Below are 21,623 nucleotides of genomic sequence, written 5' to 3'. Positions count from 1 at the left end.
GTCTTTTTTGTTCTTGCTTGGATTTTGTTATAATTTTATTTATAATTTTTATAAATAAGATTTTTAATTTTTAGAAAGATATTTTATGAAACTGAATGCTTTTAAATACTCACAATTTGCTTTTTATACTATTTTAAAGAAAAAAAGTTCAACACTTTTACCTGCTTTTACTTTAATTAGTTCATTAATTATTGGAATTATTTTAAAGTTTGTAGTTAATAATAAATACGTAGAGTTATTAAGTTTTTTATATGTTTTTATTTTAGTTACTTTAACTGTTGTTTTTAGTTGTATTAAAGCTTTAAATATTTTTAAAGACCTTGAGCAAGAAGGATTAGAAATAATTAGTTTATCAAAACCATTAACTAGAGAATCTTTAATTATTGGTAAATTATTATGCTTGACTTTTTTTGGATTAATTTGATCTTTAACTTTATTAATTAGTGGTTTTTTATCTTTATATGCAGTTTATTCATTTTTATATTTATTTTTAACTAGTTTATTATTAGGATTTGTTGGGTTAATTACTTATTTATTATTTAGTTTATTTACAGTTTTATTAAGTTATAAATTAGCTCAAAAAATATCTATGATTATTCCATTTGTTTTATTTATTCCTTTAAGTTTAACTGGGATGATTTTATCTATTAATGTTAAATCTAATGTTGATCAAGCTAGTTTTTATATTAATAAAGAATATAAAAACCATCATTCAGGAAACGAAGTAAATGTTGAACCTTATTATTTAAACAATCATAAAGATGAATTATTTTTAATACCAAATGGAGTTAATAATAAAGAGTTTAGTGTAGAACAAGTTAAATATTTAGAAGATGTAGTTAATTATTCAAATAGTTCTTCAAATATTTGACAAATTTATTCTTGATTATCAATTCCATATCAATTAGTTGATGTGTTTAATTTTAAAAATAAAAATTTATTTGCTTCATTATCAGATAAAAGTAATTCTAATTTAGATAAATATATTTATTATAACAATTTAGATGATATTTCTTATAAATATAAATTAGATAAAAAACCTAATCTTAAAAAATACAAAACAAGTAAAAACAGCACTTATAAATATATAGTTCCAGGTATTTTAAAATCTCATTCTATTCATAGTCAAAAAAATGATAATACTTCAGGTCATGAAGAAATAGTTGATTTTGATATTATTTATGCAGCTGAAGATGCTGATAATAAAGATAAAGAATTTTTAGAAGATAAAAACCAATTACATACTGATAATAAAACTAATTTAGTTGGAAGATTAAGATGAATTTATGTTTATGAAGCTTTAAGTGATCCTGTATTTAATCAAATAGCAAAAGAATTTGTTAATAGCTTTAATAAACAAATTAAAAAAACTAGTGATCTAAAACAAATTCATAAACAATTAATGGAATATTTATCTAAATACTTAAATAATAAAGAATCTAAGATTTATAGTTATAATAACAATAACATTACTATTTTTGATGAGTATGCTATTAAAAGACATAATAAATTACAATCACAAAATGAACGAATTTTATATTTTGCAATTAGTCTTTTAAACTATATTTACTTTAATCATACTGACTCATTAATTTATCAAGGGATGTTAAAAAACCCTGATGGTGACAATTTTGGAGATTTTCAAGTTAAATTAGATATTAATAGTTATAAATATAATATCGGTGGATATAGTAGCTATCAAACTCAATATGAAAAAAAGGATAAAGATACTAAAACTGTTTTAAGATTTAATCTAACTAAAAGTAATAATAACTACTTATTTGAATCAGCAAATGAATTATTTAGTATTAGTAGATCAAAAAGAGTAGTTAATAAGAATGTGTTATTTGTTTTATGAGTTATAGTTATTGGAATTGAATTATTAGTTGTGCTTGAGTTATATAGAAAAAAAGATTATAAGTAGAATTTAAAAAGGAGTTGTATGAAAAAGTTATTAATTGGTTTTTCAAGTATATTTACTTTTTTAACAGTTTCTTGTTCTACTAGTAAGCACACTAAAGTTGATGCAACTGTAAACAAAAATGAAAATAAGTTATATAAAAATAAATATATTAATGAATTATTGAATTTATATTTCACTGATTCCAAATTAAAAAATTCTTATATTAACAATCAAGAGAATATTTCTGATTCTAAATTTAGTGAATTAAAGTATGGGTTAACTTTTTATCCAATATTTATTCATAGAAGTTTAGATTATCATGTTGGTCAACATTATCGAGTAGTAATTCAAAAGGCAAAAAATTCACTAGAGCAAACTTTAAAAAATGATTGATATTGGGTTTTAGATAACATTACTCAATTTAAATACAATTTTAATCCCTATGGAGATTTATATAATAAATTTAATAAAGATGAACAACTTTTTAATCAAGTTGAAAAGGATTTGGGTTCACTAATCTCTAGTGTTAAAAATAAAAATGTTCAAAAAATTATAAAACTTTCTTTAAATAAATCTGTTAACAAAAGCATAAAAGATATTTATTCAAAAAAAGAAGCTTTGTACTTAGTATTTGATAATAATAAAGCTATTAAAATATGAAAGTATGAAAATAACAATAAAACTGAGTTTTTAATAACAACTGATTTATTTATTTTTAAAGATTCTATTGATTTAGAAAAGCAAATTAAAGAGTTAGAAGTCACTATTTTTGATAAAAGAAAAACTGAATATGATAATGCTTTAAAAAATAAAAAAGATAAAGAAGAAATCAAAAAAGTTAATGATAACAGTAATAATGCTAAGTTCATTGAATTTCATGCAACTAACCAATATAATGAGCGTTTAAAAGAGTCATTAGATGAAGTTAATAAAAATGGTTGAAAAATAGCTAGATTTAGTATGAGAGGTATTTATGAGCAGGAATAAAAAAACTCTTATTAGGATTTCGATTGGATTCACAATCTTACCTTTTTTGATTTTACCCGCTTTGTTTTTTACAAATAATAATCCTAAGAATTTAAATCTAGTTATACCATCTGGATTTGATGTTTATGATAATTTGAATAATGATAAAGAAACTAAAACTAAGAAATTATTAATGGCACTTATTGATGAAACTTTTAAGAATTCTAAGATTGAACAACAAGAATTTGTAAAAAAACAACAAGAACATAAAGAAATACTAGCATCTAAAGCTAAAGAGTTAACCTCTAAATATTTAAAAAATCAAAATTCAGAAAACTTAAAAGAAATAAAAGATTTTTATTCTGAAAATTGATTATTTGTTTTTAAAAATCTTGATAAATTTGAAGTAAAATTTGTTGATTTTTGAAAATTAAAAGCCAACAACAAAAAACAACTTCATTCTAAAGAATTTTTAAAAGCCATTGATAAAAAAGAAAAACCAAAGACTAACTATCTTTTTTCTGATAGTAATTTAGATTTAGTACAAACAGGAAAAGAAAATGAAGATTTGACAAATCTTAGTGTTATTTATTTAAAAAAAGATAAATTTATTATTAGAACTCTTGTTAAAAATGATAGTAAAAAATTAGAGATTGACAAGTTCATTTTGTTTTATGAGTCTCCAGTTACTAGAATTAATATAGATACAATTTCAGATGCAATACACCTTGGAGTTTTTCACAATCAACAAGATGCTTTCATTTCAACTTTTGAAAAGCATATAGTTAATGAGTATGGATATCCTTGAGATGGTATTTTATTGTGAAAGGAAAAATAATATGTTAAGATTTAAAAAAACTTTGTCGTTAATTTTACTATCCATTTTTTCAACTTTTAGCTTAACCACCATTTCTTGCTCTAATAATAAAAGTCAAAGTATTAATAGATTTTCTATTAAAAAAGACGAAAAAAAAGATAGTTGAGATCGTTTTGTTCAACGTGAATATGTTAATCAAATTTTAGATGTTATATTTGATAGTGATAAAGAAAAAATTAAAGAATATAAAGAGAACCAATTTAATATAAATGAAAAAGAATTGTTAAATAATTTAGATAAATATCTAACCTATGCTAACAATATAAACTCAGGATATGGTAGTGATGGTGGTTCATTTAACGATAATGAACCATATCCTGTTAGAAATTTTGCTACTAACTTAAACTCTATTTTTAGTCAAAATTGATTATGAACTTTATTTAACTTAGATAAGTTTAATTTCGTCTTACATAATATTTTTAATGGATTTAAAGCAAATGTAACTAGACTAGGAGAAGAAGCAGAAAAGAATGCAGTAGACTTTGGACTATTTAGAAAAATATATTCGAATAATATTTCTCAATTTGTTTTAGAAAAAAGAAAATCTTCTTATCTAGAACTTGTTTATTATAATTTTTATTTATTAACAGAAGATTGGCATATTTTAGAAATAAAACTAGAAAAAACACCTAAAAAACCTACTGTTGTAGAGCTTCTTGCTTATATAAATATCTATCCTAAGTTAACTAAGAGCAAATTAGATAGAGATGTATTTATTTTAGATGAATATGTTAATGCAGTAATTAGTGTTTCTAGAGATAGAACTTCTCCAGCATTGAACAAATTTAATGCTAAATTTGGTGGTTCACCATTAAGATATGTAATGTTTGAAGTAAATAGTAAATACCTAAACAAATAGCCAGATAATAGGCTATTTTTTATTATTTATTGTTATTTTATTTATAATTTTTATAAATAAGTATTACATTTATCAATTATTTATTTATAATTTTTATAATTAATAATATACAAATTTAACAAAAGGTTTATATGAAAATATCAATATTTAAATACTCTCAATTTCTTTTTTTTTACAATTTTATATAAAAAAAGTTCATATCTTTTACTTATATTTACTCTAGTGTTTTCAATTATTATAGGATTGATATTTAAATTTGTTATTGATGAAAAATATTTAAGATTATCAAGTTATTTATATATATTTTTATTACTAATTATTACTGTTATTTTTAGTGCAATTAAATCATTAAATATCTTTAAAGATTTAGATCAAGAAGGATTAGAAATCATTAGTTTTTCAAAACCAATTTCAAGAAATAGTTTAATATTAGGAAAATTATTGTGCTTAAGTTTTTATGGATTAATTTGATCAAGTATTTTATTAATTAGTTTTTTAGTTAGTTGGGACTGCTAATTATTCATTTATAAATTTAATACTAACTAGTTTATTATTATGATTTGTAGGATTAATTACTTATTTATTAATTAGTTTAATAACAACTATTTTAAGTTATAAGTTAACACAAAAAAAAGCATTAACTATTCCTTTAGTTTTATTTATATTTTTATCAATTATAGGAATGGTTTTATCAAGTAATACAACTTCAAATTTAAATAAAGTAGGATATTATTTAAATCAAAAATATCCATATCATCATTCAAATAATCAATTAAATGCAGAAGCTTGTTTTATTAATAAAGATGAATTATTAGTGATTCCAAATGGTAGTGAAAATAAAGAGTTTAATGATGAACAAGTCAAATATTTAAAAAAAAGCAACAGAACTTTCTAACAACTCTTCAACTTTATGAACAACTTATTCTTGATTTTCTATACCTTATCAATTGATTAATGTCTTTAATTTTAGAAATAAAAATATCTTTAATTAGTTTAGTAATTCTAGTTCTAATTTAAATAATTTTATTTATTATAATGATTTAGATGAGGAAGTAATTGTATTTAATATTAATGATATTAAAGATTTAGATAGTTTTAAAAATAAACAAGCTATTTACCTAGTTTATGATAAGTCTAAAGTTTTAAAGATCTTAAGATATGAAATTAATGATAAAACTTATTTTCAAATGTTTACTGATCTTTTGTGATTTAAAGATTATAAGAATCTAAAAGAGCAATTAGAACAAATTGAAAATAAAATTTTTAAAAAAAGAGATAATAAGTTTAATGAAGTTTTAAAAGAATATATTGAAGATTTAAATGAAGATTCTAATGATCAATTAAGTGAAAAATTAGAAAATATTTAAGAAGAATTCTTAGATAAAATAGATGAAATTTTTGAAGAACTATCACCAGACACTTATTCTATAAGAGAAATGAAAACATATAATGAACAATCAGTAATTAAAACCAACAACTTATTTATTAGAAATTTTAAAAATAAAACTGAATCAATTGATAAATGAAAAAAAGAACAATTAGAAAATATTGAACACTTTTTTAAAAAATTCTAATACTATTATGGTTAATGAAGAAGTTAAAAAAACTTTAAAGGAATTTGTTGAACAAATTAGTCAAAAATTAGAGAAGATAGATTTTGAAAAATATTAATATAAATACTGATGATAAAGGATAAGGTTAGAAAAGAATTTTTAAAAAAATATAAAAGTAAAAATGATGATATTTCATTTTATGAGCTTCATGCAAAACGTCAATATAATGATATTTTTATAGAAGTTTTAGATGAAATCAATAATATAAAAAGAAGTCAAGAAAGTAGGAATAATAACATAGATTTAGAAATAATTAGATATAGTATGAGGAATATTTATGAAAATGGATAAGAAAAAAATGCTTACCTATATCTCAATATTTTTTGCAATTATTCCTTTTGTTGTTTTACCTTTTTTTATTTATAAGTAAATTAATTACTTAATAAAAATAAAAAAAAAAGCAAATAGCTATTTGCTTTTTTTGATATTAAAAATTATCTTATTGCTCTAGAATTGCTTAAAATTTAAATAGATTAAGTAGAGAATATAATTAAAAATGGAAAACTTGAAAAACTAAGAATGAATAAGAATCTATTTTAAATATGTGTTTTTAAAATATAAATAAACACACATAAAAAAATGATTAAGTTTATATTTATTATTTTGTATAATTAAAATTTCATTAAATAGAATAAACTATTTGAGATTGTTCAAAATCATAATGAATTATTGACAAAAGTTAAGAAAGGATTAAATAAATTCATATGTTGCTAATAAAATTAGCAATTGAACAGACATAAATAATAAATTTCAAGCGTACCTATTAAATTTCAAACAATCCTACACAGCTGTTTTAATAATAGAGACTTAATGAGCAGTAAGTCTAAATTATTGCATTGTCATTCGAACAAATTATCAAAAAAACTTATCGTCTAGAATATTTATACAAGCATAACATGTCTTGTTTTTTTGGGTGTAAATTTTTTTTCAAAATTTACATTATTACAATATCAAATAAAACCATTTATGACAAGACAAATTTTATAAAATATTTAAATTATTCTTTATTTTCTTTTTTAGTGTTATTCTCAGTAGTTTTTTCTTCTTTAACATATTCTTTTCAAGTACCATCAGGTTGTTCATATTCTCTATAACCACATTTAGTTATAGTAAAGTTTGAACATCCTCTACCTCTATTAAATCTTGACTTAATATATACTAAATTAGCACCACATCTAGGACAAATTGCTTCAGTTTTAGCTTCACCAATTTCTTTTTTAACTTTAAAATTTAAAGCAGTATAAATGTCTTTTAATCAGTTAACATAGTCAAAATCACCTTTTGTAATTTCATCTAGTTTTTCTTCCATTTCAGCAGTGTAGTTTAAGTTAAAAAAGTCTAAATAATGGTCATATAAATATTCATTAGCTGAATATCCTTTGTTTGTAACAACAATTGGTTTTGATTTAGGATACTCAACATACTCACGATCTTTTAACTTAGTTAAAATTGGATTATAAGTAGATGGTCTACCAATACCTAAATTTTTTAATTCTTTAATTAAACTAGCTTGATTAAACATTTTAGGTGGGCTAGTTTTGGTATCTTCAATTTTAATAAATTTTTTAGAAATATTAATTTCAAAATCATTATTAAATTGATATTCTGGTTTATCATTTTTAGATTGAACAATTTCTTCACCATCATCAGTTAATTCAATATTTTCATCACTTGATGAGTGTTTAATTGCTTGATAACCTAGATCTTTAACTTCTTGTCATGATTGTTTGAATTCATAACCATTATTATTAAAAGTTCATCTATGATTAAAACCAGATGGACCTTTCATTAGAGATTTAATTGAGTTTCATCAAATTAAGTTATAAACCCTTTTTAATAAGTTATCTTCAATTTCTAAACTAGCTTTTTCAGGAGTTAGTCAAATGTTTGTTGGTCTAATTGATTCATGGGCCTCTTGACTATTTTGATCCTTTTTACCAACAATTGGATCTTTAAATAAATCAGAAGAATAATTTTTTGAAATATAATCTTTTACTTCATTTATAAATTGAGAAGAATATTTAACTGAATCTGTACGTATATAAGTAATATATCCTAATTCATATAATTTTTGAGCTGCTAAAGTTATTTGACTAGTACTTAATTTTAATTTAGTAAATCCATCTTGTAATAAACCAGCTGTTGAATAAGGTTTAAAACTTCTTGTTTCATAAGCAGTTGATTTATAATCAGTACATCTATAAACTTCACCCAATTCATCAACAATAATTTTTGCTTGTTTTTCATCAATATAATAAGTTTTTTCAGTATTAACTAAAACATTATTTTTGTCTTTATTTAAGTTTAAATTAATAGCTCTTTTTGATTCAATTACAAAAATCTTTTTATAAAGTACTTCTTTAAAGTTTTTAATTAGCATATCTCTTGTTGTTAAAATATTTAAAGCAGGAGTTTGTACTCTTCCAGCACTCATTAATCCAGTAGATTTTTGAAGTGATTTAGAAACTAAATAACCAATAATTTTATCTAGAATTTGTCTTGAAATTTGGGCATTTACTAAGTTCATATTAATATCTCTTAAATTATTAAATGCATTAGTTATTGCTTCACTAGTTATTTCATTAAATGTAATTCTTTTAATATTAGTATGATCTTTAAATAAATTGGCCAAATGATAAGCAATAGCTTCTCCTTCTCTATCTGGATCTGAAGCTAAAATGATTAAATCAGCAGTTTTACCTTCTTTTTTAATTTGACTAATTATTTTTTTTCTAGAACTTTCAATAACAAAATTAGGCTGCATAGTTTCTAAATCAATACCAAGCCCTCAAGCTCCTTTATCAGCAATACTATTAATATGACCACCACTAGCTAAAACAACAAATTCATTTTCTGGGAAACTTTCTTCTAAATAATGTTTTATTTTTTCTATTTTTGATGGTGACTCTAATAATACTAAAACTTTCATTTTTTCTCCTTACTCAACTTATTTAGATAACTCAAAAATTATATATTAAGAAATTAGATAAAGTAATTGATTTTTTTATTTTTTTATATTATTTAAATTTTTAGTAGTTTTTATTTATATTTGAATAAATCCTTTAGCTATTAATAAAAGTTATAATTAATTTATTAATTATAATTTAGGATTTAATTATGAATATTATTGAAAAGATTAAGCAAAATAAAATTAATTTATCTCCACAAGAATTAAAAGTGTGCGATTATATTCTAACTAACATTTCTGATTATCATAACTTTTCTGTTAAATCGATTTGCAAAAAACTAAATGTTCAACCCTCAGTAATTACTAAAACTTTAGTTAAACTTGAGATTGGTGGTTTAAAACAATTGATTTCTTATTTAGAAAATAATTCTAATTTTTTTAAAGATGAAACAAAACCATCTTTTGATAATATCATAGATGAATTTGAAAATAGATTAGAAGATTCACTAAAACAATTAAAAATTACTTTAGATATTAATTATTTAAAAGAAGTTGTTTGTAAACTTTTATCTAGTAAGAAAATTATTTTATTTTGTACTGGTAAAACTAAAATATTAGCTAATTTTTTATTTTTTCAATTGTTAGAATTAAATTTATCTGTTGAATTATTTTCTAATTTGTTTGATTCAAAAGCTTATAATGTTGATCAAGCTTGTATTATTGTAATTTCAACTTCTGGAAATAATAGTAAAATTAATCGCTATTTAAACTTTATTCATAAAAGAAATGCTAATGTAATTATCGCTATTACTTCTTCACCATTATTAAAAACTGATATACAAGTTGATTATCATATTCATGGTAGTGAAAATAACTTTTTTATAAATGATAATAGATCTAATCCAATGATTGAAAAATATAAAATTCAATATATTTTAGATTTAATCTTTTTATTAATTATTAATCAAATAGATTTAAATAATCTAAAATTTCAAGAAAAAGTAAAAACAACTAATTTAGTCTAGTTGTTTTACATTAAAAAAGGATATTATTATCCTTTTTTACTAATTATTTTCTATTCTAAATAATTTATCATTTTCAGATAACTCAATAATTATATTAGAAGAATCTAATATTTTTTGTGGAGTTTTATCTTTTAGTATTGGAACAATTAACTGAATGTTGTTTTTATTAACCAAATCTGGTAATTTAAGTAATTGATTATTATGCATTAATTCTTTTTTATCTGTTAATAAAAACCTAGGACATTTAATATTTTTTTGATCAGCATAAATAATATAAGAAATGTCAAAACAAACAATCTCACCTTGTTTTTTACCTGAACTATTACTTGTTTGGTTCATTTGAAATTCATAAAAATCAATGTTTTGTTTTTTATCTTTCTTTTTATCAAATTCTAAAACAAAACCATCATTATAAAAATTAGATGTTACTTTATAAAAAATATCATTAAATTGTTTTATTTGACTATCTATTTGATTCTTGATTTCATCAGAATAAAAAGTTTTTTCAAATTCCTCAACTTTTTGTCGAACTTGATTTAGTTTATTTTCAATTTCTAACACTTGTTCAAGTTGCTGTTCTTTTCTACCTTTTAGTTCTGATTCTTTTGAAATTGTATTAACAATTGATTCTATTGTTTTAAAAGATTCTTGTTTATGAACAATAATAGACAAATCTTCTTCTTTTTTTAATAACTTATTTAGTTTTTCTTTTTCACTTATTATTTGCTCATGTAAGCTAGGTAATTGTTGAGTAATGAATTTGATTTTCTCATCAGTCATACTATTATGAAAATTTAGTAACTGTTCAAATTCAATTTGCATATTATCATTAAATCTTTTTTGCTCTTGATAAATTTCTTTTAGTTCATCAAGATTTACGTTAAATTTCTGATTTTCTAGTTCTTTTTTAGATTCTAAAATTAAATTTTGTCTAAGTTCTAAATTACTGATTTTTGAACTAAGTTGATTTATTTTAAATTTAATTTGATTAAATTCATCTAGTTTCTTTTCAAAATTTGCATCTACACCAAGCAGTTTTTTTCTAGTTTTTAATTCTGAAATATGATTATCAAGTACATTAATAGTGTCTTTAATATTCTTAATGGTTTGTGTATTTAATAACTTAGATTCACTTCTTTTAAGATCGCTTAGTGATTTAAAAGACTTTCCTTTTTATCAAAACCTTTTAAATCAAAACCAAATAAGAATAAATTTAAAGATTCATTAACAGTCTTATTACCAAGTTTAATAGTGTTAAGTGTATTATTAATACTTTCTTCTTTATATCTCATATTACGTGAGATAAGTTGTAAAAAACTTAGATTATAATAACATTCTCTTTGAAAAAATAATCAAAATAATTTATTTTTTAATTCAGATTCACTTATTTGAGTATTATTGAATTTTAAAATAGCCTCGCTCTTTTTTAAAAAATTTCTTTCAATAACAATATCTTTTTCATTACTTTTAAAATCATTAGTTAATGTTAGTGTTATTAAAATCTTATTATCTATTAGAAAATTTTGTACTAATGTATCTACTTTTTTTTCTGTTTTCTTGATCTTTATAGATTTGTTCTGCCTTACCACCTAAACAGTAGTTGATTAATTTTAAAATAGTTGTTTTTCCTACATTATTACCAGTTGTTTTATCATCTTTTAAAGGAGTATTATCAACTATTAAATTAACACCTTTTGTAAAATTCAACTCTCTTATTAATTTTGTTGGAGTTGAAATTTTTAATTGTTTAATGAACATAATCTTACACAACCTTTATTATCCATTTTTATACATTCTATTATAAATAACCAATCTAAACATAATGTGTATAATGCCAAAGAAATCACATTTTCTTGATTGATATTAATAAACAATTCCATCATATGTATTTTGCTATGTTTTTTTAATTCCTTTAACACTATGTAAGCATTATAATAAACACTTGTCTTAGGATGGATATTTTTAGGTAATAACATTTTTATTCTCCTGGTTTTTTATATATTTTACATTTCATAAAAGCATCTACAACAATAACAGATAAAGAACTACGAATATTTTCTACACTAATATTTTTTATATTTAAATTAGAACTATTTTTTACAATATTTTCTAAATTCTAAATTATTTCTCAAAATATTTTTATTGGATCATCGTATTTACTTAACAATTCATAATATGTTCTACTTATTTGACTTATAACATTTTTACTAATATTTTTCCCTTGTTTTTCAAACTCTTCATAAACTTTAATTACTTTAGATATAGAACTAGCATTATTATAAATATAATTTCTGATTGAAAATAGATTATTATATACAATTTTTTCTTCTATGTTAAAAACTTTATTATTATTGTCTTCATATTGGTTATCCATTTTAGTTGACAAAATGTTAATAATTGTAGCAATATCAGATGAAAGAGTTTTAAAGTTAATTATATCTAGAGTTTCTTGGTTAAGATAGGTTAATAATTTTTCTAGTTTAATAATGTTTACTTCATATAAATGTTGTATTAAAAAAGAAACATCTCAAATATCTTTTTTTGGTTCAAAAAGTAATGTATTTGGTATTTGAAATTTTAATTTTTTAACATTTTTAATTTCTTGGTTAGAAATGCACAAAAATTTAAAATTATAGTTTTGATATTCATTTATATTTATTTTAGATAATGAATTTTGGATCTTATCTTTACTACAGGTTGCTGAAACTTGAATTAGTATCTTATTTTTCTTATCTATTAAATCAAAACCTGGATTATTAAAAATTACTGAGTTGTAATTAGATAATTCTAAATTAAAGATTGTATTTATAACATCAGTATATATTCTTTCTGCATTTAGATTTTCATCAGTTTTACCGATTTTTGATAAATTGGTAATATATGTTTGATATGTAGATAATCTTAATGCAATTCTTTCGATTAAAGAATTTTTACTTTCGCTCATAAATAAACCTCTTTTATTAAGAATAATTAGACATAATGTTAAATTTATATAAAAATTTTATTATATTAGCATGTTTATTTCATTATACTTTTAAATTAAAAATTGCGTTTCTTTAAGTTTAATTATCTAATGTTTTTACTATTTATTCTAGTATCACTTAAATTATCAATTAAGTTTTTATCTTTTAGCAAGAACTTTCCGTTAAAACCACTATAGGAATATATGAAAAATAGCTGAAATGCTATTTTTTTTGCCTATTTTGTCAAAATATCGATAAAACCTAGGATTTTTATAGAAAAAAATATATAAAAAAACAGCTAAAAACTATAGAAAAAGAACGAAAAATATAATACAATTATAGTGACTAAAGCACTACATAAGGAGAAGGAAAATGCCTATACCAAAAGAGATATTAGCTGTCGAAAGACCAAAAAAAACAAGAGTAAAGAAAAACGGAAATAGATATGATGTTATTAAAAGAACAAGTGTTTGAAAAAATGGAAAATCTGTTCCTGTAGAACTGGGTAAAATCGGTGAAATAATAAACTTTGAATATGTAGAAACTAAAACAAGTAGACTTAACTTTGCTTTGTGTGACATAAAACAATTCGGAAGAACTGAAATTGCTTATAAATTATCAAAAGATGTATTTGAAGATCTTTGCAAAGTTTATAATCCTTCAGATGCAAAAATAATTTATGCAATAGCAATTATTAGAGCAGCTTATGGAAATATCACTAATCGAGAAATTAATAGAAAATATCAATGTTCATTTTTCTCTGAACAATTTCCAGGTATAGGACTTTCATCTAGTAACATTTCAAGGTTTTTAGAAAAGTTAGGATATAACTACAGATGCATCAAACAATTCATTCAAAATAGAATCGATACTGTTTCTCCTGGATCTACTATTGTAATTGATGGTATGTTAAAAAAATGTAGTTCTAAAAGTTCTGATTTTACAAAATGATCGTGAAAAGCTAGAACTAAAGGGGGTGCAAAACATTTCTGTTCTATATGCTTTTGACCTAAACAAAAAAGAACCCATTGCAAGTAAGGTTTTTCAAGGAAACACACTAGATACAATGGCGTTCAATAGATTTATTGATGAATTTTCACTAAATAATTGCTTAATCATGGGAGATAAAGGAATTCTTTCTAAAGAAAGTTTAGATAAATTAAATACTCAAAAGAAAAATGTTAAAAATCTTTTCCCTATTAAAAGAAACGATAAAAGAATCAAAGCTTTAGAGTTATCTAAATATGAAATGACTTTCAATTCTGATGAAGATATTATTTTATGTAAAAAAGCAAAACTAGATCAAGGCGAATTTTTATATTCATTTAAAAGCACAAATGACTACAGCCAAGAAAGAAGAGCTTATTTAGATAAAGTTAATCGTGAACAAAGTTTTAATAACGAACTTTTACAAGAAAAAGAAAATCTTTTTGGAACAATTACTTTTATTTCCAACGAAGATTTATCTTTAAAACAAATATATGATCTTTGTGAATAAATTTGAATTTTTATCTTTTCAACGAATAAATAATATCTATGAGAAAAACAATTTAATATAACTTCTTTTAAAAATGATTTAGGATAATTTTTAATTTTAATCCTTTTAGCCTAACTTTTAATAATAGTTTTTGCTTTACTTTTTAGGGTTTTTAAAAATTCTAAGTTTTTAATCCAAAATGGTTAGAAACTATTATTTTTTTACATATTTTGTAAAAAATATAAAAATAATAATTTGTCATTTTTTATTACTGTTATTTATCAAAAATAAGATATAAGTAAGGAGGAAAAAAATAATATGAATTTTAAATCAAAATTTTCAAAAGACAGTATGAAATCTTGATTATCTTCATTTAGAGCTGGTTTAGAACAATTTGGTCGTGCTATTTTAGTTCCTGTTACTGTAATTCCTTTACTAGCTTTAATTGGTGCTATTGGATATACTGGACAAGCAGTTCTAGCACAAGTTTATCCTAAGGGTGGTGCTAAACCGCCAGTTGGATTAGCACTAGCTATTGATGCTATTAAAGATCTAGGGATGATAGCTATTACAAATATTGACTTTTTAGTTGCTATTGGATTAGCTGCTGGATTAGCAAAATCAGAAAAAGTTTCAGCAGCTTTATCTGGATTAATGGCATATGCTGCTATGCATTTAGCAACTGCTTTAATTTTAAAAATTGTTTATGGTGATCCTTCAAAAACAGAAATTGTCTTTGAAGGTGTTAAAAAAACTGTTAAAGATGTTTTTGGTTTAAAAATACGTTTTGGAGTATTGTCATTTCAATATAGTGCATTTGGTGGTATGTTAGCAGGACTATTAGGTTATACAGTTCACAAATACACTTATAAATTAAAATTCCCTGAAGTACTTTCATTTTTTGGAGGACCTAAATTTTCTCCAGTTGCATCAACTTTAGCTGGTTGAGTATTTGGTCTAGGTTTAGGTTATATTTGAGTTTATATTAATAAAGGTTTATATGCTAGTGGAGAAGGATTAAGAAAATTAGGTGCATTCTCACCATTCTTATATGCTTCAGCTGAGCGTGCCTTACTTCCATTTGGGATTCATCACGTATTAAACTTTTTTGTATATTATACTCCAATTGGAGCTAGATGAGTTGGACCAGATGGTAAAGCTATTGAAGGAGCTATTAATGTTGCTTTAGCAAAACTAGCAGCTGGTGAACAAATTTCAGCTAAAAATGATACTTGAGTTGTTAATGGTACTTATGTAACTAAAATTTTTAGTTTGACTGGTGCTACTTTAGCGATGTTTTTTGTAATACCAAAAGCTAATAGAAAAGTTTATGGTTCAGCTATTATTTCAGCTGGTGCAGTTTCCATGTTATCTGGAGTTACTGAGCCTATTGAATTTACATTTTTATTTGTTGCGCCTATTTTATATTTAATTCATATTTTCTTATCAGGATTCCAAAACATGATTATGTATTTATTAAATTTTGGATCTGTAACAACTAGAGGTAGTGGAATTATTACTTGATTAATTGTTAACCTTGCTAACTTTAGATTAATTCAAAATGTTTGAGGAACTTGAGTTGTTGGACCTATTATGGGTGGAATTTATTTTGCTGTATTCTACTTTATGATTAAAAAGTTTGATTACAAAACTCCAGGACGTCAAGAAGGTGGGTTAACTCATTTAGTAAGTAAAAAAGAATATAAAGAATTACAAAAAGAAAAAAGAAAAATTGAAAAACTAGAAGCAGAATCAGATAAAAAAGAATCTAAAAAAGATGAAATAAACGATGAGTTTATTAACAATATTATTATTGGTTGTGGTGGAGCTGAAAATATTAAAATCATGGCAAATTGTGTAACTAGATTAAGAGTGACAATGCATGATATTAGTAAATTTGATAAATCAATTATTGATAAAACTAAACCTTATGGATATAAAGAAATTTCAAATCAAGTACAAATTATTTATGGACCTAAAGTAACTAATATAGCTACTTTAGTTAGAGAAAAATTAGGAGTTGAGTCTTAATTAAGAATTAGACTATTATAAAAAATTCTTAAATTAAATAACTTAATTAGAAAAAAATAGAAAATAGAACAGAGGTATTAGATTGGAAAATAATTTTCAAAAGAAAAATCAGCATAAAATAAAAAAATTATTCATAAATGTTAGATCAAATTTAGAAAATTTTGGTCGTGCTATTTTAGTTCCTGTTACTGTAATTCCTTTACTAGCTTTAATTGGTGCTATTGGATATACTGGACAAGCAGTTCTAGCACAAGTTTATCCTAAAGGAATAGCAAAACCGCCAGTTGGATTAGCACTAGCTATTGATGCTATTAAAGATCTAGGGATGATAGCTATTACAAATATTGACTTTTTAGTTGCTATTGGATTAGCTGCTGGATTAGCAAAATCAGAAAAAGTTTCAGCAACTTTATCTGGATTAATGGCATATGCTGCTATGCATTTAGCAACTGCTTTAATTTTAAAAATTGTTTATGGTGATCCTTCAAAAACAGAAATTGTCTTTGAAGGTGTTAAAAAAACTGTTAAAGATGTTTTTGGTTTAAAAATACGTTTTGGAGTATTGTCATTTCAATATAGTGCATTTGGTGGTATGTTAGCAGGACTATTAGGTTATACAGTTCACAAATACACTTATAAATTAAAATTCCCTGAAGTACTTTCATTTTTTGGAGGACCTAAATTTTCTCCAGTTGCATCAACTTTAGCTGGTTGAGTATTTGGTTTAGGATTAGGTTATGTTTGAATTTATATAAGTAAAGGTTTAACTTATAGTGGTAATAGTTTACAAAAACTAGGTGCATTTTCTCCATTCTTATACTATTCACTTAATCGTGCTTTAATTCCATTTGGTCTGCATCAAGTTTTAAATTTCTTTATTTATTACACACCAGTTGGTGCGCAATGAATTGATCCTAATGGTAATCAAATTACTGGTATTTTAAACGTTTCTTTAGCTAAATTAGCATTTCAACAAAAAATCACAGCTCAAGATACATGAGCAACAAATGGTGTATTTGTTAATAATATGTTTAGTTTAACTGGTGCTGCGCTTGCAATGTTTTTTGTAATACCAAAAGCTAATAGAAAAGTATATGGATCTTCAATTATTTCAGCAGCAATAGTTTCATTTTTATCTGGAGTTACTGAACCTATTGAATTTACATTCTTATTTGTAGCTCCACTATTGTATGTATTTCATGCTTTATTTGCAGGATTACAAAATATGTTAATGTATTTATTTAACTTTGGATCTGTAACAACTAGAGGTAGTGGAATTATTACTTGATTAATTGTAAATCCAATTAACTATAAATTAATTTCTAATGTATGAGGTACATTAGTTCTAGGACCAATAATAGGAATAATTTATTTTGTTGTATTTTACTTTATGATTAAAAAATTCAACTATAAAACTCCAAGACGTCAAGAAGGTGGGTTAACTCATTTAGTAAGTAAAAAAGAATATAAAGAATTACAAAAAGAAAAAAGAGAAATTGAAAAACTAGAAGCAGAATCAGATAAAAAAGAATCTAAAAAAGATGAAATAAACGATGAGTTTATTAACAATATTATTATTGGTTGTGGTGGAGCTGAAAATATTAAAATCATGGCAAATTGTGTAACTAGATTAAGAGTGACAATGCATGATATTAGTAAGTTTGATAAATCAATTATTGATAAAACTAAACCTTATGGATATAAAGAAATTTCAAATCAAGTGCAAATTATTTATGGACCTAAAGTAACTAATATAGCTACTTTAGTTAGAGAAAAATTAGGAGTTGAGTCTTAATGCCTTGTGAAAATATTATTGACAAAATTTATTTAGGTGATCAATTTTCAAAACGATTAGTTAACCCTGATAAAGAATTAAAAATTAGTAATGTTTTTTACAATATTTTAAAAAAAGATACAAATAAAATATTGTATCAAACTAAAAATTTTGTTTTAACTAAAAATAAACTTGCAATTAATTTATTAGATTCTCATGATGTTAGAGACTTTAGTGATGATTTATTTATTCCTGCAATTAAGTTTTTAATAGAAAATCCAAATGATAAGAGTTTATATACTCATTGTCAGTTAGGTATTAGTAGAAGTGCTTCAACAATATTTATGTTTTTAGTAATTAAAGGAGTTATTGATAATAATCTAAATTTTGAACAAGCATTAGAAAAGTATGTAAAAGATATTTATCCTTTTATGAAAGTAAATTTAGGAGTTTATACTTATTTAAAAAATAATTACCCATTTTACAACATCAAATCTAAGTTAAATACAGATTGAAAGGATCTTAAATAATGATTTATATTGACTTTGATTGAAATATAGTAAATATTTGAGATGAAGATAAACTAATTAAATCTGAAAAAGCTTTAATATTAAGAGATCTTTTAACTAAAAACATTATTGCAATTGGTAATAATACTGATGAAGAGATGAGAAAACCTAAAAACTTTTTATCAATTAATTGTACAGAAAATAGAAAGATCACATCATTTGAAGATCTTGAGATTAGAATTAAAAAACTACTTGAAGATAACAACATTAAAGAATATAAATTAGTAAATAGATATAGTGAATATATACCTAATTTAAATACAATTAATGAAATTGAGTTTTTAAAAAAAATTAGTAAAGATTATGATTATTATGTTGAATTAAGAAATGATGAAATAGTAATTTTTAATAATTTAACTAATGAAATTAAAACTATAAAAAAAGGAAGAGCATATTTACAACATTATATTCAAAGTATTTTTTATTTAAACTATCAAGCAACTTTAAATACTAAAAAAAGTTGAGATCTAATTAAGTTAATTAATCAAAAACAAGAAATAAAAACAGTTGTATGTAGATCATTTATAACTGGAACTGATGTTGATATTCAAATTTTAAACAAAGACTTTTTAACTAATGTTTTTCAACAAGTTAATGTTGAAGTAAATAACTTATTAGATTTAACAAAAAAAATTAAATACGATCAAAAATACATGGAGAACTTTAACTGTGTCAGATAAATGAATACCCTTAGTAGTTAGTATAGTTTTTGGACTAATTTTATTAATAGTTGGAATAATTATTTATTTTGTAACTAAAAAGAAAAAAGAACAAAATCTACAAGTATATAAAAGTAAAAGTTCATTTGTTTCTATATTAGCAACTGCTTTTATTGTAGCTGGTGTTTTAGTAATTTTATTTGGAGTAATTAGTCCATTATTAAGTGGTTTTCGTAGTTAAAGTTAAACTCAATTCTATATAGAATTGAGTCCATAAATTATATAAAAGTTTCCCGAAAAATTAACTATATAAAAATGCAAAAATAAGCGGTTTGCATTATAGATTGTTATTTTCAGAAACTAAAACAAGAGTTTTAAAAACAAAGGCTCTTGTTTTTTTATCTTACTATTGAAAAAATCAGCAAAAAAATGTTTAAAAATTTACTTGTTTTTTAAAAAAAACTATATAAATAACTATATAAAGGAGTTAATATATATGCAGTACCAGCAGAAATTAGAGCAATATAAAGACCTAAAAGTACAGTTGTCAAAAAATCAGGTTCAATGTGAGCAGTTATTGAAAGAGTTGGATGCATTAGAAAAAATGGAAATAACCAACCAGTTGAAGGTAAAGTTATAGGACATATAATTGATGGGAAATTTGTGTCAAAAGAAAAACTGAAAATAACTGTTTCAATGAAAAATTTTGGCGACTATGAAATAGCAAAATCAGTTTCTAAGGATCTATTATTGACTGATTTAAGCAATGTGTATCCGCAGGATATGGCTAAACACATATATGTTATTGTTTACTTCGTTCTATAAATCCAAGAATGACAAATAACAAATTGGATGAAGTGTTTAATGAATTATTTATATCAGTTGAATGCCCAGAACTCAAACTTGGAAAAAATAATGTTTCATCATTAATAAAATGAATTGGAAAAGACTATTCTAAGGTGCTTAAATTTATTCAAAACAGGGTTAACAAAATTGATGAGAGCAACAAAATTGCAATTGATGGGATGTTAAAAAATAATAATAGTAGAATTAATTCTTTAAATGACTTTTCTTTCAAATCAAAGTTAAAAAATAGCAAAAACATATCTATATTAATTGCTTTTAATGTTACGACTAGAGATGTAATTTGTTCACTTCCATACTCAGGAAATTGTGTGGATGTCACTAGTTTTCCTGACTTTTTGGAGAAAACAGGAATAAATAATGGAATAACTATAGGTGACAAAGGCATAAATAGCAGTGCACTAATGTCCAATGTTGGCTTTATACATCCGCTCAAAAGATCACTAAAACTTTTAGAAGAAATTGATGCATACAATATGAAAGATAAAATAAACAGCAAAGATGAGCCAACATGATGTAAAAAGATATTTCACAATGGACTTTATTACTATGCTTTCAGGAACTTAAAACGCGCATCAAGGGAAGAACAAGACTTTATGTCTAGTAAAAAATTTTCAATTGAAAGATATGAAAAAATTAAGCACAAATTCGGAACAATTGTATATGTATTAGATCAAGATATCATCTGTGAAGATGCATTAAACTTATACAAGCAAAGATGAGAAATAGAACTTGTTAACGATTTTTATAAAAATACATTAGAGTTAGTAACTGTTAGACAACATGATGATTACAGTGTTTATGGTGATGAGTTTTTGAATATGCTTACCCTTATAATCGGAAACAGAATAAAGAATAAATTTGCTGACTCAAGAATTTTAGAGACTAAAACTTATCGCGATGTAATGAAAATATTTAAGCAATATAAAAAAATACAAATGCCATATAAAAATGACATTTGGTATGAAACTGAGCTACCTAAAAAGAGTATGGAACTTATTGAAAAAATCTTATATAGTTAATTTTCGGGAAACTTTTACTTAAACAAAGAATTGCATATGAATTTTATACACAAATTGATTTAAAAGGCAATTTTCCAAAAAATACAACTGATGCATATAAAAATGAATTCAAG

General features: G+C 23.0%; 20 protein-coding genes and 2 pseudogenes. 17 read left to right on the top strand and 5 right to left on the bottom strand.

Annotated features, from left to right (window positions below; genetic code table 4):
* Positions 1–85 precede the first annotated feature (85 nt).
* The 9 genes from V2P32_RS04695 to V2P32_RS04655 all read left to right on the top strand — a co-directional run bounded on the left by V2P32_RS04695 (position 86) and on the right by V2P32_RS04655 (position 6,509).
* Positions 86–1,924: an ABC transporter permease gene (locus V2P32_RS04695; RefSeq protein ID WP_434343520.1), complete on the top strand. Its 1,839-nt coding sequence runs from the start codon at positions 86–88 to the stop codon at positions 1,922–1,924.
* Positions 1,925–1,942: 18 nt separating this feature from the next.
* Entirely contained in the window at positions 1,943–2,890 is a 948-nt protein-coding gene (locus V2P32_RS04690; RefSeq protein WP_434343519.1) for an aromatic motif membrane protein, read from the top strand.
* Entirely contained in the window at positions 2,877–3,707 is an 831-nt protein-coding gene (locus V2P32_RS04685) for an aromatic motif membrane protein (protein WP_434343518.1), read from the top strand. Before V2P32_RS04690 ends, V2P32_RS04685 begins: the two co-directional genes overlap by 14 nt.
* Position 3,708: 1 nt before the next feature.
* The gene (locus V2P32_RS04680) at positions 3,709–4,605 is read left to right on the top strand and encodes an aromatic motif membrane protein (RefSeq protein WP_434325757.1); all 897 of its coding nucleotides are present in this window, start codon (positions 3,709–3,711) and stop codon (positions 4,603–4,605) included.
* 243 nt (positions 4,606–4,848) lie between these two features.
* Positions 4,849–5,121, top strand: coding sequence for a hypothetical protein (locus V2P32_RS04675; protein WP_434343517.1), 273 nt, complete (start codon positions 4,849–4,851; stop codon positions 5,119–5,121).
* A gap of 166 nt (positions 5,122–5,287) precedes the next feature.
* Positions 5,288–5,500, top strand: a complete 213-nt coding sequence (locus V2P32_RS04670; RefSeq protein ID WP_434343516.1) for a hypothetical protein — start codon at positions 5,288–5,290, stop codon at positions 5,498–5,500.
* A gap of 292 nt (positions 5,501–5,792) precedes the next feature.
* Entirely contained in the window at positions 5,793–5,972 is a 180-nt protein-coding gene (locus tag V2P32_RS04665) for a hypothetical protein (protein WP_434343515.1), read from the top strand.
* A gap of 69 nt (positions 5,973–6,041) precedes the next feature.
* Entirely contained in the window at positions 6,042–6,179 is a 138-nt protein-coding gene (locus tag V2P32_RS04660; RefSeq protein ID WP_434343514.1) for a hypothetical protein, read from the top strand.
* 108 nt (positions 6,180–6,287) lie between these two features.
* Positions 6,288–6,509, top strand: a complete 222-nt coding sequence (locus V2P32_RS04655) for a hypothetical protein (RefSeq protein ID WP_434343513.1) — start codon at positions 6,288–6,290, stop codon at positions 6,507–6,509.
* 706 nt (positions 6,510–7,215) lie between these two features.
* Here the strand turns inward: V2P32_RS04655 and V2P32_RS04650 are convergent.
* Positions 7,216–9,147, bottom strand: a complete 1,932-nt coding sequence (locus tag V2P32_RS04650; RefSeq protein WP_434343512.1) for a DNA topoisomerase — start codon at positions 9,145–9,147, stop codon at positions 7,216–7,218.
* A 188-nt stretch (positions 9,148–9,335) separates the two neighbouring features.
* On the opposite strand from V2P32_RS04650, the gene V2P32_RS04645 reads away from it, so the two are divergent.
* Entirely contained in the window at positions 9,336–10,151 is an 816-nt protein-coding gene (locus V2P32_RS04645; protein ID WP_434343511.1) for a MurR/RpiR family transcriptional regulator, read from the top strand.
* Positions 10,152–10,190: 39 nt separating this feature from the next.
* Here V2P32_RS04645 and V2P32_RS04640 read toward each other — a convergent pair whose 3' ends face one another.
* From V2P32_RS04640 to V2P32_RS04625, 4 genes are all read right to left on the bottom strand, one after another.
* Entirely contained in the window at positions 10,191–10,973 is a 783-nt protein-coding gene (locus V2P32_RS04640) for a DUF2326 domain-containing protein (RefSeq protein WP_434343510.1), read from the bottom strand.
* 684 nt (positions 10,974–11,657) lie between these two features.
* Positions 11,658–11,909, bottom strand: a complete 252-nt coding sequence (locus tag V2P32_RS04635) for a hypothetical protein (protein ID WP_434343509.1) — start codon at positions 11,907–11,909, stop codon at positions 11,658–11,660.
* Positions 11,891–12,127 carry an ABC-three component system middle component 6 gene (locus V2P32_RS04630; RefSeq protein ID WP_041159750.1) on the bottom strand — a complete coding sequence of 79 codons (237 nt, stop codon included), beginning with the start codon at positions 12,125–12,127 and terminating at the stop codon, positions 11,891–11,893. Before V2P32_RS04630 ends, V2P32_RS04635 begins: the two co-directional genes overlap by 19 nt.
* A gap of 140 nt (positions 12,128–12,267) precedes the next feature.
* Positions 12,268–13,095 (bottom strand): ABC-three component system protein, encoded by an 828-nt coding sequence (locus V2P32_RS04625; protein WP_434343508.1) that lies wholly within the window; start codon positions 13,093–13,095, stop codon positions 12,268–12,270.
* 391 nt (positions 13,096–13,486) lie between these two features.
* Here V2P32_RS04625 and V2P32_RS04620 point away from each other — a divergent pair.
* From V2P32_RS04620 to V2P32_RS04590, 7 genes and pseudogenes are all read left to right on the top strand, one after another.
* Positions 13,487–14,603, top strand: a pseudogene (locus V2P32_RS04620) (transposase); the annotation flags it as partial.
* 306 nt (positions 14,604–14,909) lie between these two features.
* Positions 14,910–16,622, top strand: a complete 1,713-nt coding sequence (locus V2P32_RS04615) for a PTS transporter subunit EIIC (protein ID WP_434343507.1) — start codon at positions 14,910–14,912, stop codon at positions 16,620–16,622.
* Between the two features lie 82 nt (positions 16,623–16,704).
* Positions 16,705–18,417 (top strand): PTS transporter subunit EIIC, encoded by a 1,713-nt coding sequence (locus V2P32_RS04610; RefSeq protein ID WP_434343506.1) that lies wholly within the window; start codon positions 16,705–16,707, stop codon positions 18,415–18,417.
* Positions 18,417–18,926 carry a dual specificity phosphatase, catalytic domain protein gene (locus V2P32_RS04605; RefSeq protein ID WP_434343505.1) on the top strand — a complete coding sequence of 170 codons (510 nt, stop codon included), beginning with the start codon at positions 18,417–18,419 and terminating at the stop codon, positions 18,924–18,926. The genes V2P32_RS04610 and V2P32_RS04605 overlap by 1 nt, the downstream gene beginning before the upstream one ends.
* Complete coding sequence (locus V2P32_RS04600; protein WP_434343504.1) at positions 18,926–19,645, top strand: hypothetical protein; 720 nt, start codon at positions 18,926–18,928, stop codon at positions 19,643–19,645. The genes V2P32_RS04605 and V2P32_RS04600 overlap by 1 nt, the downstream gene beginning before the upstream one ends.
* Positions 19,635–19,865, top strand: coding sequence for a hypothetical protein (locus tag V2P32_RS04595; protein ID WP_434343503.1), 231 nt, complete (start codon positions 19,635–19,637; stop codon positions 19,863–19,865). The genes V2P32_RS04600 and V2P32_RS04595 overlap by 11 nt, the downstream gene beginning before the upstream one ends.
* Before the next feature lie 251 nt (positions 19,866–20,116).
* Positions 20,117–21,510: pseudogene (locus V2P32_RS04590) on the top strand (transposase).
* Positions 21,511–21,623 lie beyond the last annotated feature (113 nt).

It is taken from the genome of Mycoplasma sp. 06067-C1-B144P-99-0482-3, assembly GCF_051053925.1.
GTDB classification, from domain to species: Bacteria; Bacillota_I; Bacilli_A; order Mycoplasmatales; family Mycoplasmataceae; genus Mycoplasma; species Mycoplasma leachii.
The sequence above is the reverse complement of the archived record's forward strand: the minus strand, read 5'-3'. Positions and strand labels throughout refer to the sequence as shown.